The organism is Pseudomonadota bacterium (genome assembly GCA_026388215.1).
Taxonomy (GTDB): Bacteria; Desulfobacterota; Syntrophorhabdia; order Syntrophorhabdales; family Syntrophorhabdaceae; genus JAPLKF01.
Window position 1 is genome coordinate 1 of the sequence record JAPLKF010000037.1, and the last position, 15,067, is coordinate 15,067.

The window sequence follows — 15,067 nt, forward strand, 5'->3', positions numbered from 1 at the left end:
AGTAATAAAAGAACTTAACCTTCCGGAGGATACACCAAAAATCATTCTTATAAAGGGCAACCACGCGAAAGAAGGCTATATCCTCCAGGATGGGGATGTGGTAAGCATATTTCCGCCAATGGGTGGAGGATAAGCTTCAATAACCAGATAAATTCCAATAACCAATTTTTCAAGCTCCAAATAAATATCAATAACCAATAACCAAACAACAATAACCAAACAAATTCTAAGTGTGTAACTTGAGATTTGGTCATTGGTAATTTTATATGTGGTTATTGTCTTTTTGTCTGGAATTTGTAATTTGGTAGTTAGTTATTACTTTATACCTTGATCGCCCCTTCAGGACACATCTCCTGGCAGCAATAACACCGGATGCATTTTTTATAATCGAATAATGGTACTTCTTCAGAAAAGGTGAGCGCATCTGCAGGGCAGACATCTATACATATACCGCAGCCCTTACACATGCCTTTATCCAGTTTCGGTTTCTTGACAAACATGTTTCTCAAAATGTTCTTCGCAAATACAGGGAGGTTCCAATCAGCATCCACCGTCTTAGGCATCTGAAAGTCGCTTATTACAATGGGCATTCCATAGGCTACAATTTCATAACCCTTTATTAATTCCTTACTTTTTGCCTTTAAACTTACGGGTAATGGCGATGGTAAACCTATCAGTCCCTCGACACAATAATCAAGAATGAGTGCATCCCTGGATATGGCAACAACACCAAAGTTTCTTGCCCTGCCGCTTGAGGGCCCATCTCCATCCATCCCGATGATTCCATCTAAGATTGTTACCTCAGGCTTGACAATACTATGGATATCTATGAGTATTGAGGCAAAAAGCATTCTGTCCCTGCCTGCCCTGAGGTGCCACTTTGCCTTATCAAAGGAATGGATAAACCCAAAGGTGTTTTTCACTCCAAGGGTCAATCCCATCATCCCGTGGGTTTTTAGCTTTGGGAGGTTTATAACGACATCGTAGTGGTTTGGATCCTCACCGAATACGAATTCTTTATAAGGAGAAATGCCATGCCATTTCTTAATGATTTTTTTATCAAAATGTGAAACCTTTAAGCCAGTACCTTCAACTATGTCCATAATGCCAGAATTTTTCAAGGCCTTTTCAGTTGATTCGTATCCAGGGCTATCCCCTATATACACATCGCAGGAATAGTCTAATAATATTTCAGCCAGTGCCCTTATAAACTCGGGATGGGTATTTACTGCCTTTTCGGGTGGTTTGCCACTTAAAAGATTTGGTTTCAGCAGAACCCTTGAGTGGTCTACATTAAAATTTATTTCTTCAAAACCTTTATGAAGAAACTCCTTAAGCTTACCAGCTTCATACGTATCACATTTGCCTATTACAACCCTTTCCAATGCATCACTCTTTATTAAAATTTGCCTCGAGAAATTTCACGCATATACTGCCGTCCTTGCCTTCCCAGCATATCCTGCTCTCGTCAGCTCCTATCTTATATATAACCCTGTAATTATCTCTCTGGACATAACCCTCCGGCATCCTTTTTTCGTAGCCCTTCATCGCTATATCACCGATAAATTCGTCAAGCTTTATATCGAACCTCTCCTCAAACCCCTTTTCATCAGTAATCCTTTCATCCTTAGTGACCAGTATAAAATACCTTCTATCCCGCTTTATATAGACAACGGTATCACCAAATGGGCCATAAACCTCTATGAGGAGCTTATGGGGGTACTCCATTTTAAGAGACATTGAACCCGAATACTTCATGTCTTTCCACGACATATCCAGTTCGCACAGGGCTTCCAGATATTCAATACTATCAGGCCATGTAATATGGGAGATCTTACGGGGGAAAAGTGCGCAGGCTGAAAGAAAAAATAAAATGCCTGTACACAGTATTATGCCTTTTTTCACCTTTTCTTTTCTTCAAGACTCTTTATTTTCATCTCAAGAATCTTTTTCTTATCCTCTTTCTTTTCTAATTTTATGGATTTCTCAAAATAATCAATAGCCTTATCATATTCCTTCAGGCTCACATACACATCGCCTAAATGTTCAGCAATAGTGGGGTCATCGGGCAAAGACTGATGGGCCCTCAATATCTCAGTCAGGGCATTCACATAATCACCCTTTTTATAGTACACCCAGCCAATGCTGTCTATAATGTATCCGTCATCGGGTCTTTTCATAAGTGCCTTTTTTATCATTTCCTCTGCCTTATCGAGGTTAATGCCTTTTTCTGCCCATGTATAGCCGATAAAATTGAGGGCATTTACGTATTCAGGGTCAATGCTCAGCACTTCCTCCATATGCTGGAGCGCACGCTCGGTATCCCCATTTTTTTCATACAGCATGCCTATCTGATAGAGGAGATCCACATTTTCCGGAGTCAATACCTTTGCCTTTTCTAATACCTCAATGCCGCTTTTGTAATCCATCTTCTCCTCGTAGAGCATTGAGAGCATTATGTATATTTCTATATTATCCTTTTTCTCCTCAAGGTAACCTTTAATCTTATCTATTCCCTCATCTATTAACCCTGATTTTATATAAAGTAGTGTCAGGTTCCTGATTGCATTCTGGAACTCTTCTGATTTGGGGTCTATCTTGAGAAACTCATCTATGGCCTTTCTCGTTTCCCCCTTTTCCTTCCAGGCCATGGCTAAATACAACCTCACTGTGTTATTTTTGGGCTTCGATGAGAGTAAGATATTAAATTCTCTAATTGCCTCTTCATATCGCCCTTCTTCAAGATGCAGAAGTCCTATTTTTATCCTTATCGAAAGGTCTTCCCTGTCTATATCTGATAGCTTTTCAAACTCGTGAATTGCCCTGTTGTAATCCTTTTTCTTGATAAAAATGTTTGCAATCCTTGACCTTGCCTTTTTATTCGCTGGGTCTATATTGACTATCTTTTGATAATATCCTATCGCCTTGTCAAAATCGCCTTCAATTTCGTATATTGTGCCAAGGTCTAAAAGGGCGGGTTCAAAATTGGGTTTTAAATCAACAACCTTCATGTAATACTTTTTTGCTTCACCATAGTTTTTCAATTCAGCATTCAACCTGCCTGAATAGTAAAGGGCTATTATGTTTTCATCGTCATACCCTAAAATCTTTTCATAAATCCCGGTAGCCTTCATGTAGTTCTTTTCAGCAACGGATATCGAACCAAGAAACAGATATGCCTCGGTGTCCTCTTCGTTCATTTCAATGCATCTCTCGTACAATGTTCTTGCTTCTTTTAGCTTGCCCTCGGTGGAATATAAACCACCGAGCAGGATCAGGGCGCTGCGATTTTTCGGGTCTATATCGATTGCTTCTTTTAAAAGTTCTCTTGCCTTTTCAAACTCACCTTTTCTAATATATGAAAGGGAAAGTTCACTTCTTATATAGGATGAGTCCGGGTTGTAGTGAAGTGCCGATTTATAATACTCGATGGCACCATCAGATTTACCCTGAACTTCACTTCTATAACCTTTCAAAAAAAGAAGAATGGATGAAGAGTAGTCACCCCCGAAGAGTGGAAGAGGGATAAGGGCGATAAGGATAAATAAAACTAACCTTTTCATGAAGTATAATAATACCATACATTCATTGAGAAATCTATTCGCAGAAATATATAACAACCGCTTCGTTCACACGATAGGTGATAGCTCGCTTTGCTCACTCTCTTTAGTTCAGTAAGGAGTAACTGCCTACTGCCTACTTTTTACTGCCTACTTAGTTTTTCTTCCCTTGTCTATCTGATTAATCTTGCAATCCTTGACCATCTCACATAATGGAGAATTTCGTCAGACTTTCCGTTCCACGAAAAATATATTATAAGGGCCTTCCCGACAAGATCATCCTTTCTCACAAATCCCCAGAACCTGCTGTCAAGGCTCCTGTCCCTGTTATCCCCCATCACAAAATAAGAATCTTTCGGAACCTTAATGGGCTCCAAATTATCCTTCGGAGAAAGGAAACCTGGTATAATATTGTTGTCAGAAAAATACCCCCATGGATCATCCATCTTTTTCCCATTCAGATATATCTTCTTATCCTTTATCTCAATCGTATCCCCTTCTTTCGCAATCACCCTCTTAATAAAATCTTTGCTTCTGTCCACAGGATAGCGAAAAACTATTATTTCTCCCCTCTCAGGATTGCCGAGGGTAAATAGTACCACATCTGTAAATGGAATCTTCACCACATAATTTAATCTGTTCACAAGAAGATGGTCACCAATAAGGAGGGTTGGCTCCATAGAACTCGACGGAATCTTGAAGGCCTGGATGAAAAAGCTCCTCACAAAAAAGGCTATAATCGCCGCAATGATTAATGATTCAATATATTCCCTTGTCTTACTCTTTGTCTTCTCCATCTCTTTCATCCTTATTCTATAGGGTTTAGGGGATAGGGGTTAGGCTATACCCTGTACCCTCTACCCTATACCCTTAATTTTACATTTTCTCCGGTGCTGATACACCAAGTATATTCAAACCACTTTTAATAACCTTCTGTAACATATCAAGAAGCAAAAGCCTCGCCAGTGTCAGCTCCACGTCATTTTTTAAAACCCTCGTCTTATTATAATAACTATGAAATTTTCCCACCAGGTCAAGGAGGTAAAAGGTTATTCTATGAGGCTCCAGGCTCCTCGCACTTCCTTCTATCACATCATAAAAATGAAGAATACCTTTAATGATATCAATCTCGTCTTTTAAGGTTAATAAGCTCAAATCAGCTACATGCCCTCTGCCCTCTGCCGTAAGTGCTTCAACATCTATACCATCCTCTTTTGCGACCTTAAAGATACTCTCAATCCTGGCGTGGGCGTACTGGACGTAATACACAGGGTTTTCATTTGATGTCTTTTTTGCAAGGTTAAGGTCAAACTCAAGATGGGCATCGCTTTTCCTCATAAGGAAGAAGAATCTTGCCGCATCCTTCCCGACTTCATCCAGGACCTCTTTTAATGTTGTAAACTCCCCTGCCCTTGTGGACATACCCACCGGTTTTCCATCCTTTAAAAGCGTAACGAACTGTATCAGTATGACCTTTAAACCTTCTTTATCCCTCCCCAATGCCTTGACAGAGGCCTTTAACCTCGGTATATACCCATGGTGGTCAGAACCCCAGATGTCTATAAGGACATCGAAGGCCCTATCAAACTTCTCTCTATGATAGGCAATATCAGATGCAAAATACGTCCTTTCCCCATCTGACTTTATCAAAACCCTGTCTTCGTCAGCCTCAAAGAAGCTTGTCTTGAACCATAAGGCGCCATCCTTCTCATATGCATACCCCTTATCTTTTAGCATCTCTATCGTCTCATCCACAATACCCTTTTTATACAGGTCTGATTCTCTGTAGTAGTTATCAAACATCACACCGAAATCCTCAAGGTCTTTTTCTATACCCTTCATTACCATATCGCCGGCAAAGCCCGCCATGAACCTGATTGCCTTACCTTTGTCAGACGGAACTGGAATATCCTTTTCCATCAGGAGTGCCGCAAGGTCTTTCACGTAATCTCCCTGGTACAGATGCTTTGGATAAGGAACCTCTTCTCCTTTTAGTTCCCTCCATCTCGTATATGTAGATTCGCCGAGGGTTTCTATCTGCTTTCCTGCATCATTTATGTAATATTCTTTTACCACATCATAACCAACCTTCTTCAATACATTTGTCAGGACATCCCCTACTGCCGCTCCTCTCCCATGCCCTATATGCAGAGGACCTGTGGGATTTGCACTCACAAACTCTATCAAAACCCTCTTTCCATTGCCTATATCAGGGAATAAGGCTTCTATCCCCCTGTCATAAGCCTCCCTTAAGGCCTCTCTCCAGACCTCATCCTTTACATAAAAATTGATAAACCCCTTCCCTGCCACCTCCACCTTCTCGCATATCCCGCCAAACCCCATATTTTGAATCAGGGTTTTTGCTATCTCTTGAGGATTCCTTTTTAGTTTGGGGGCTAAAAAAAAGGCAATATTCGTGGAATAATCGCCGAACTCATCTTCCCTTGGGATCTCTATAACAGGATTAATGCTGATTTCGTAAGGTAAAATCCCCTTTTCCTTACAACTGTTACATGCCTCCTCTATTATTTCCACTATCCTCTTTCTTATCATCAGGTTTCTCCCTATCCCTTATAGTTACATCCTTTGTAAACTCGGGGCATCTGAACGTCACATCCTTACCTCTCAGAAACTTCTTCTGGCAATCCTTTCTCCAGGCACAGATAATACAGAGTGAAGGTTCATTACCCATCATGTCTCCATTAAAATCTCTTTATAAAGTGCAGGCTTTCTTTCCTTCATCAAGGGCCATTCCCTTCTGATATGTTTCAAATACTCAAGGTCCACATCCACGAGAAGAACGCTATCACCCCCACCTGTGGGTCCGCCTATCAGTTCACCCTCAGGGTTTACGCAAAAACTCATACCGTAAAAGTCCTGATTATCTTCGCTTCCCACCCTATTAATCCTCATTATAAATATCCCATTCGTTATTGCATTTCCAGATATCACTGTTTGCCATATATGCTGGGATTTAAAGGCACATGCGGTAGGCGCAAATACGATATCGGCACCTTTCAGTGCAAGAATCCTTGTCCCCTCCTGATAAAGATTATCCCATGATATCTGAACGCCGATCCTGCCAAACCTTGTGTCAAAAACCGGGAATCCTTTATCACCGGTTGTGAAGTAAAACTTCTCTTCCCAGAGGGGTATATCAGGTATATGAATCTTTCTATACACACCAATTGTTTTATCCCCATCAATCATAATACAGCTATTGAAGTATCTTGAATCTTCCCTTTCAAAAAGGGGCAACAAAACTATAGCATCTGTTGTTTTTACCTTTTTTCTAATCTCCTCAACAGAATACCCCCCAATATCTTCAGCCATTTCAAAGGCATTTTTATCCCTGTCCTTTGGAAACCAGTACAGATTGAACAACTCCTGAAAACAGATTATCTTTGCCCCTTCCTTTATTGCTACATCCATTATTTTCAGGGCTTTTTCTGTATTCCTATCCTTATCTTTAGAACAAGCAAATTGAATCCCAGCTATCTTCATAACCTATTTTTTATTTATTGCGTGGATTATAAACCAGGGGTCTAACCTATTCTTCTTAAATACTTCTTCAATATAAAGGTTGCAATGGTTTGAAAGTAGTTCTATGGGCAGGCCTGATTTCCATCCCAGTTTCAAAAAAAACGGGGAAAAGAACCTCTCGATCTTTGAGAATATAGGATATTGACTGCAAAAATGATTGATAATTATTATCTTGCCATTCTTTTTTGTTATCCTCTTTATTTCAGAGACCATCTTCTCAGGCTTTTGCACAACGCTCATAACAAAAGGGAGCACAGCATGGTCAAAACTATCATTTGAAAAGGTTATATTCTCCCCATCCATTTCAAATAGATGTACGTTGCCAAGCCCGAATTTATCCTTCTTTTTTTTTGCCTTCTCCAGCATCTTCCTGGTTATATCAATCCCCACTACCTCACAGGAATCAGGATACAAAGGCAGGGATAGACCTGTACCGATTCCAACCTCTATAATCCTATCACCTTTCTTAATACCAATCTTTTCCAGACCAAGCCTTATTCTGGGGGAAAACATCTGTGAAAACAGAATATCATATACAGGAGAGTATCTGCTGTATATCTTTCGTATTTCTTCCCTTTGCATACGAAGACAAAACTAACAAATAGAAAACGGTCATGTCAAGGAAAAAGCATTAGTAATTTTCAGCTAACAGCTCGTAGTATGCCTGGGGATGTGCACAGGCAGGGCATTCTTTGGGTGCTTCTTTTCCCTCATGGATATACCCGCAATTCCTGCATCTCCATTTAACAACATTATCCTTCTTAAAAACCTTATTGCTCTCAATATTGCTGAGGAGTTTCAGGTACCTCTTTTCATGTCCCGCTTCAACCTCTGATATCTCCCTGAAAACGGTTGCTATTTCAGTGAACCCCTCCTCATCAGCAACCTTTGCTGATTCAGGATATAATGTGGTCCATTCCAGGTTTTCACCGGCAGCTGCTGCTTTGAGATTTTCTGCTGTATTCCCGATTACACCTGCCGGATATGTAGCAGTGATCTCCACATCCCCTCCCTCAAGGAATTTAAAAAACCTCTTCGCATGTTCTTTTTCATTTTCAGCCGTATCAGAGAAAATCCATAATATCTGCTCATACCCTTCCTTTTTCGCCTCAGAGGCAAAGTATGTGTACCTGTTTCTCGCCTGGGATTCCCCTGCAAAACTGGTGAGTAAGTTTTTCTCGGTCTTTGTTCCTTTTATACTTTTCATGTCGTTCCTCCATCTTTAAATTCAGTAAATAGTGAATAGTAATTAGTACATAGTAAAAACAGATTTAAAGCATTTAAAAACTATTCACAATTCACTATCCCGCCAATGGCGGGACTATTCACTGATCTATGATTTCCACAGTCCGTGCAGGTTACAATATTCACGGGCCGTTACCTTCTCTCCCTTTACCTGAAAAAAGGCTTCAGGAACACCACCAGGTGCCAAGAACTGGCGGTAAACCTTACCATCTACGATCAATTCAATCCATTCTATAAAATGCTTCTCCTCCATTGGGTGAGAAACACTTCCAACCTTCACCTTGATACCATCCTGTGTTTTTTCAATTACAGGGACATGTTTCTCAAGGGATGCATCAACCACATTCTCCTTTAAAAGTGTCATGGGCTGGTTACAGCATACAAGCTGGCCCTTGCCGCCATGTAAAACCTCAACAATATTCCCGCAAATTTCACACTTAAAAATCTGTAATCTTTCGGCCATATTAACCTCCTTTTGATTTGCTATCAGTCCCTCCTCCGGCGTGATCAGCCTTTCAGCATTCGGACAAGCTTTTCTACCTTGTTTAAGACTGATAATGATAGCACATTGCTTACTATTTGAAATTAATACATGTCTTATCTAATGTCAACCAGCGTCTCTCTAAAGACAGTATAAAATAGAAGCTCCTGATTTTACACTATCCATTATCCCCTATTCACTTTTCATTCCTTTTATGCTAACTTATGACAAATGTTTGGCATTGGTCTTCCAGAACTTATTGTGATAATGGTTGTAGCTTTGCTCGTTGTTGGTCCCTCAAAATTGCCAGAACTCGCAAGGTCTCTCGGGAAGGCCTTTAATGAATTCAGAAGGATGGCAGATGAAGTGAAGGAGACAATCGAAGAAGAGGTCATAAAGGAAGAAGAGAAAAAGGAAGAGGAAATAGAGGAAATAAAAGAGGATGTCAAAGAAAATAAATAATCCAGTCTTCCTATCCCCCCATCCACCAAGAAGGGTCTGAAAGCTGAGTGCCAATGGCTGAAATCTCGCATAAAGAAAAAATGATAGAAGAGAAACAGCCATTCCTTTCACATTTAAAGGAATTAAGGGATAGAATATTAGTCTGCATTATTGCCCTCGGTGTAGCCTTTATCTTTACCTATTATTTTAAGGAAAAGATCTTTGCCTTTCTCATGCAGCCTTTTATAAGGGTAATGCCGGAGAAAAGTTCATTTATATTTACAGGCGTTACCGAAGCATTCATCACATATTTCAAAATATCTATTGTAGCGGCCTTATTTGTTTGTTCCCCTGTTATGCTTTACGAATTCTGGATGTTTGTATCTCCAGGTCTTTATGCAAAAGAAAAGAGATACGTATACCCGTTCATCTTCCTCGGCAGCCTTTGTTTTATCTGCGGGGCATTGTTCTGTTATTTTATAGTGATGCCCTCTGTATATAAGTTTTTTGTAAGTTATGCGGCTGAATATATCATACCCATGCCAGATTTAAAAAGTTATATGAGTCTCACACTGAAGATGCTCATAATATTTGGACTCATATTTGAACTGCCCCTTGTAGCATTTTACCTTTCTAAAGCAGGTATAATAAACTTCAGGATGCTCTCTACAAAGAGAAGGTACGCAATACTCGGCATAGTTATACTCAGCGCTATTATAACCCCTCCTGACATGGCAAGTCAGCTCCTCATGGCCATACCTTTATGGGGACTCTATGAAATCAGCATCCTTATTACAAGATTTTTTGGAAAGAAGGAGATAGGCGATGAAAAAGCTTAATATTGTGATCCTTGCAGCAGGTAAGGGTGAAAGGATGTTGTCAAAAAAACCAAAGGTCATGCATGAAATCATGGGAAGGCCAATGATTGGATATGTGGTTGAAAGGGCAAAGGAACTGTCACCGGCAAGGATAGTCGTGGTAGTGGGCTATGGAAGGGAAAAGGTGGAAGCATATTTGAAAGGTTACAATATAGACTATTCCATACAGACAAAACAAAAAGGAACCGCCCATGCCTTACTCACTGCCATAGAGTTCATCAAGGATGGCGATGTTCTTGTCCTCTACGGCGATGTGCCCCTGATTGAAAGCGCAACCCTTAAAAATTTTCTGAAATTTTATGAGAAATTCAAGGCTATTACATTTATGATTACAGACGTGGACGATCCGAGTGGATACGGAAGGGCGATTATTGAGAAGGATGAAATCCTAAAGATTATAGAAGAGGCTGATACTACACCTGAAGAAAGGAAGATTAAGAGGATAAATACAGGGATATGTATTATCCCGCGGCAGTCTTTTAACCTGTTAAAAGCCATTAAACCGGACAACAAAAAGGGTGAATACTATCTCACCGATATATGCAGTATTGCAAAAAGAAAGGGCTTGAGTGTGAAGGGTTATCATTACCAAAAGGCTTCTGAAGTGCTGGGTATAAACACAAGGAAGGAACTGCTGGAAGCCAACATCACGATGAAAGAGAGGATACTTGATAAACACATGCAAAATGGCGTGACGCTCCTCGACAGGAACATTTTTATAGAGGCAAATGTAAGGATAGGCAGGGATACAATAATATCCCCAAACTGCCACCTCATTGGGAATACCATCATCGGAGAAGATGTAATAATCGGTCCGAATACAATAATAAAAGATGCAAAAATACATGGGAATGTGGATATAGAGGGATTTGTTGTCATTGATGGAGCAGAAATCAAAGAAGGTACAAGGATTGGGCCCTTTTCCCGAATAAGACCCTTTACACTTATTGGAAAAGGCGTAGAGATAGGAAATTTCGTGGAAATCAAAAATTCAGTAATACAGGACAAGGCAAAGGCGAATCATCTTTCTTATATCGGTGATGCCGAGATAGGCAGGCAGGTTAACATAGGGGCAGGCACTATTACTTGTAATTACGATGGCAAAAAGAAGCACAAGACTATTATTGAAGACAATGTATTTGTGGGAAGCAATACAGAGCTCATTGCACCTATCCGAATCGGTAAGAATGCTGTAATCGGGGCAGGCTCAACCATAACAAAGGACGTGCCAGAGGGTGCCCTCGCTATAAGCAGGACAAAGCAGAAGCATGTAAAAGGATACGGGAGGAAAAAAGGTGTGCGGAATAGTAGGATATAAAGGGAAAAACGAAGCCTGTAATATACTGATTGAAGCATTGAAAAAACTGGAATACAGGGGCTACGACTCCGCTGGCATTGCTATCTGGAATGAAGGGAAGATAGAGATTGCAAGAAAAAAGGGTAAGGTGGATGATTTAAGAAAGGCTGTCTGTGATAATGACAGCTTTAAAGGTAAGATGGGTCTTGCCCACACAAGATGGGCTACCCACGGCACGCCTTCAGAGAGAAATGCCCATCCTCACAGGGCCGGTGACGTTGTCGTTGTCCATAACGGTATCATTGAAAATTACATAGAGATAAAAGAAAGATTAAGGGAGGAAGGCCATAAGTTTCTATCAGATACGGATACAGAGGTAATCCCCCACCTCATTACGAGCTATTTAGAAAAGGGCAAGGGCTTTATAGATGCAGTAAGGGCAACACTTCAGGAGCTAAGAGGTTCTTATGCCCTCGGCATTATAAGGGAAAAAGAAAAAATCATGGTAGCTGCAAAAAAGGAAAGCCCCCTTGTCGTTGGCGTAGGTGATGGAGAGTATTTTATCGCCAGCGATGTCCCTGCTATTCTCGATAGAACAAAAAGGTTCATATTCCTTGAAGACAACGATATTGCCATCTTTAAAGACGGGAAACTTTCGTTCATAAATATTAACGGAGAAGAATTACAAAGAAAGGTCAATGAGGTCTACTGGACAGGGGCTATGGCTGAAAAGGGTGGCTATAAACATTTTATGTTAAAGGAGATTTTTGAGCAGCCAAGGGCGATCTCCGAGACATTGATAGGAAGGGTTCAGGAAGAGAGGGGGCTCGTTGAATTTGAAGAACTGAAACTTCCCGATTTAAGCAAGGTAAGAAAGATCTGGATGGTAGCATGTGGAACCTCCTATCATGCATGTATTATAGGAAAACATATGTTTGAGACCAAGCTAAGAATACAGGTGGAGACAGATATCGCCTCTGAATTTCGATACAGAAACCCCATCCTGAGTAAAAATGATTTACTAATACTCATTTCCCAGTCGGGCGAAACAGCAGATACTATTGCCGCAATGAAGGAGGGAAAAAAGAGGGGTGCCTATACATTATCGATATGTAACGTCCTTGGAAGTACACTCGCCAGGGAATCAGACGGGGTCATCTTTACCCATGCAGGTCCGGAGATAGGCGTAGCATCAACAAAGGCCTTCACAACACAAATTTCAGTCCTGTTCATGCTCATGCTGCATGTAGGCAAAAAGCTCGGGATAATGGACAGCAATAGTATACGGAAGCACATAGGGGAGATTAAAAAAATTCCTCACAAGGTCAAAACAATCCTTGATATGTCAAAATCTATTGAAGAACTTGCAAGGGAATATATGGGGTTTAAGGATTTTCTTTATCTTGGAAGGGGTATAAATTATGCAACAGCCCTGGAGGGTGCATTAAAGCTGAAAGAGATTTCTTATACCCATGCTGAGGCGTATGCTGCAGGGGAAATGAAACATGGCCCCATTGCCCTGATAGATGAAAATTTACCGGTTGTATGCGTATCCCCCAATGACCATACCTACAAAAAAACATGCGGGAATATTGAGGAGGTGATAACAAGGAGGGGAAAGATCCTGCTATTCACAGACGATACCTCTCACGAGATGGCAGACAGGGTTGATAATCTCTTTGTCGTCCCGAAAACGATCTATGAATTGCAACCGATATTGTCTATTGTGCCCCTTCAGCTCCTTGCATACTATATTGCCAATCTCTTAGGAACCGACGTAGACCAGCCCCGCAACCTCGCCAAAAGCGTAACAGTGGAGTAATTTCAAACCACCTGAATAAAAATTTAAGGGTCTGCTTGGGAACAAAGGGGACGTCCATAAAATTATAAATAACTTTCTCCTGCCAAAAAGAATTTTTTCGCCATGCCCGCCTTGTTTTCCTTTTTCCTTCTATTTCAATATGTTGTCAAGCGAAGAATGAAATCCTTAGAATCCAGAATGCAGTCCCGCTATGGCGTGATTAGCTCATTTTGGTTTATTATGATGTAAATTAGTCAGGTCTTCTTTGTCCTTCCACCTTCTGTGTGATAAGAGGGCAAATCTATGGGCCTCGTCCCTCATCTTTACGATTTCTTTAAATACAGGTGAGGCCTTCGTTAGCAAAAGGGGGTTTTTCCTTAAAGGGAGATATATCAGGTCTTCCATCCTATTCCTCCTCTGACCCTTTGCAATCCCTATCACATCAATGTCAACGTTTAATGCCTTCATTACCTTCATTACACCAGAAAGATGGCCTTTGCCTCCATCAATAATGAAGAGGTCAGGCAGGGGAGGCATTTTTTCATTTTTAATCCTTCTTTCGAGCGTTTCTCTCATCATTGCTATATCATCCATTGAAGAGGCCCCCCTTATATGAAACACCCTGTAAGCCTTCTTCGTCACTTTAAAGTTTTCAAACATCACCATCACGCCTGAGGGATTTTTACCATGGGTATGAGAAATATCGTATACCTCAATCCTTGAAGGCTCCACCCTCAGATGGAGAACCTTTTTAAAATCCTTTTCAAGGGCAATGGGTTCAGTCTCGTAAAGATTTTTAACAGCAAGGGCAATCATGTCTTTTGATGCCCTGTCATAAGGACCGTATATCCTGACTGAACCATTTTTTCTTTCCCCCAGATATTTCTTCAGGAATGGGATATCTTCTATCTCCTCAGACAGAATAATCTCATCGGGTATTGGTCTTGTTGTGTAATACTGGAAGAGGAAAGATGACAGGGCTTCATTGAATGTCGCTGCAACAAGCGACTCCTCGAATAATCTCTTCGATACCAACACCCCTTTTCTGAAACTTAAAAGCACTATTTTTGCCTTACCCTCATCCTCTAAAAAGGCCCATACGTCCCTGTTTTTACCAAGATGCTCGTGAACGTGCTGTGCCTCTAACATCTCTTTTATAGCGTTATGCCTCTCTTTTAAAATGTTAGCCTCTTCAAAGTTCCAGCTTTCTGCTGCCTTTTCTATCCGATGTTCCAGCCCCTTCAACAATTTTTTATCTTTTCCAGAAAGAAAATCCACCAGCTCATCAACAACATCTCTATATGCCTTTTCTTCCATGTTCTTTACGCAGGGGGCAAGACATTTCTCTAACTCAAAGAGCATACATGCCCTTTTCCTCTTCTTAAAAACGGTATCCCTGCATCTTCTGACAGGATACAATCCCTGAACAATCTTCAACACATCCTTCATATCCTTTGCGTGAGGGTATGGGCCAAAATATAAAGCCCCATCATCCTTGATTTCTCTTGTTATATAGAGGGCAGGGAATCTGTCTTTCAGTGTGAGTTTTAACGAAACATAGGTTTTATCGTCTTTCAGGTTTACATTATACCTTGGTTTGTTTTCCTTAATAAGATTATTCTCTAAAAGGAAGGCTTCTTTTTCATTCCTGGTCAGGACAAAATCTACATGGCCTACCTTATCCACGAGACGCTCTGTTTTTGCATCCTTCTCCCCTTCCCTTGCGTAGCTTCTCACCCTTTCCTTTATGTTCTTTGCCTTGCCTATGTAAAGGATATTTTTCTCTCTGTCCCTGAATATGTAAACACCGGAAGATTCAGG

At 40.7% G+C, this 15,067-nt stretch carries 15 protein-coding genes; 4 read left to right on the forward strand and 11 right to left on the reverse strand.

The features are described 5' to 3' along the window. Window positions 1–320: 320 nt before the first annotated feature. From NTU69_02985 to NTU69_03030, 10 genes are all read right to left on the reverse strand, one after another. Entirely contained in the window at window positions 321–1,385 is a 1,065-nt protein-coding gene (locus NTU69_02985) for a DUF362 domain-containing protein (protein MCX5802494.1), read from the reverse strand. A 4-nt stretch (window positions 1,386–1,389) separates the two neighbouring features. Continuing rightward, the gene (locus NTU69_02990) at window positions 1,390–1,905 is read right to left on the reverse strand and encodes a hypothetical protein (GenBank protein ID MCX5802495.1); all 516 of its coding nucleotides are present in this window, start codon (window positions 1,903–1,905) and stop codon (window positions 1,390–1,392) included. Further along, on the reverse strand, window positions 1,902–3,563 hold the full coding sequence (locus NTU69_02995) for a tetratricopeptide repeat protein (GenBank protein ID MCX5802496.1): 1,662 nt from the start codon (window positions 3,561–3,563) through the stop codon (window positions 1,902–1,904). Before NTU69_02995 ends, NTU69_02990 begins: the two co-directional genes overlap by 4 nt. A gap of 170 nt (window positions 3,564–3,733) precedes the next feature. Next, a complete protein-coding gene (lepB, locus tag NTU69_03000; protein ID MCX5802497.1) occupies window positions 3,734–4,357 on the reverse strand; it encodes a signal peptidase I in 624 nt (207 codons plus the stop codon). Window positions 4,358–4,436: 79 nt separating this feature from the next. Then, window positions 4,437–6,113, reverse strand: coding sequence for an arginine--tRNA ligase (gene argS, locus NTU69_03005; GenBank protein ID MCX5802498.1), 1,677 nt, complete (start codon window positions 6,111–6,113; stop codon window positions 4,437–4,439). After that, window positions 6,070–6,255, reverse strand: coding sequence for a hypothetical protein (locus NTU69_03010; GenBank protein ID MCX5802499.1), 186 nt, complete (start codon window positions 6,253–6,255; stop codon window positions 6,070–6,072). The genes argS and NTU69_03010 overlap by 44 nt, the downstream gene beginning before the upstream one ends. Then, window positions 6,252–7,064 (reverse strand): acyltransferase, encoded by an 813-nt coding sequence (locus tag NTU69_03015; protein ID MCX5802500.1) that lies wholly within the window; start codon window positions 7,062–7,064, stop codon window positions 6,252–6,254. The genes NTU69_03010 and NTU69_03015 overlap by 4 nt, the downstream gene beginning before the upstream one ends. Before the next feature lie 3 nt (window positions 7,065–7,067). Then, a complete protein-coding gene (locus NTU69_03020) occupies window positions 7,068–7,685 on the reverse strand; it encodes a methyltransferase domain-containing protein (GenBank protein ID MCX5802501.1) in 618 nt (205 codons plus the stop codon). 49 nt (window positions 7,686–7,734) lie between these two features. Beyond that, window positions 7,735–8,310 (reverse strand): rubrerythrin family protein, encoded by a 576-nt coding sequence (locus NTU69_03025; GenBank protein MCX5802502.1) that lies wholly within the window; start codon window positions 8,308–8,310, stop codon window positions 7,735–7,737. A 126-nt stretch (window positions 8,311–8,436) separates the two neighbouring features. Beyond that, window positions 8,437–8,811: a desulfoferrodoxin gene (locus NTU69_03030; GenBank protein MCX5802503.1), complete on the reverse strand. Its 375-nt coding sequence runs from the start codon at window positions 8,809–8,811 to the stop codon at window positions 8,437–8,439. A 249-nt stretch (window positions 8,812–9,060) separates the two neighbouring features. On the opposite strand from NTU69_03030, the gene tatB reads away from it, so the two are divergent. The 4 genes from tatB to glmS are packed head-to-tail and all read left to right on the forward strand — an operon-like array spanning window position 9,061 to window position 13,267. Next, window positions 9,061–9,291: a Sec-independent protein translocase protein TatB gene (gene tatB / locus NTU69_03035; GenBank protein MCX5802504.1), complete on the forward strand. Its 231-nt coding sequence runs from the start codon at window positions 9,061–9,063 to the stop codon at window positions 9,289–9,291. 53 nt (window positions 9,292–9,344) lie between these two features. Next, entirely contained in the window at window positions 9,345–10,109 is a 765-nt protein-coding gene (tatC, locus tag NTU69_03040; protein MCX5802505.1) for a twin-arginine translocase subunit TatC, read from the forward strand. Beyond that, window positions 10,096–11,466, forward strand: a complete 1,371-nt coding sequence (glmU, locus tag NTU69_03045; protein MCX5802506.1) for a bifunctional UDP-N-acetylglucosamine diphosphorylase/glucosamine-1-phosphate N-acetyltransferase GlmU — start codon at window positions 10,096–10,098, stop codon at window positions 11,464–11,466. The genes tatC and glmU overlap by 14 nt, the downstream gene beginning before the upstream one ends. After that, window positions 11,444–13,267: a glutamine--fructose-6-phosphate transaminase (isomerizing) gene (gene glmS, locus NTU69_03050; GenBank protein ID MCX5802507.1), complete on the forward strand. Its 1,824-nt coding sequence runs from the start codon at window positions 11,444–11,446 to the stop codon at window positions 13,265–13,267. Before glmU ends, glmS begins: the two co-directional genes overlap by 23 nt. Window positions 13,268–13,471: 204 nt before the next feature. Here the strand turns inward: glmS and uvrC are convergent. After that, the coding region (gene uvrC / locus NTU69_03055) for an excinuclease ABC subunit UvrC (protein ID MCX5802508.1) at window positions 13,472–15,067 on the reverse strand (1,596 nt) is incomplete at its 5' end.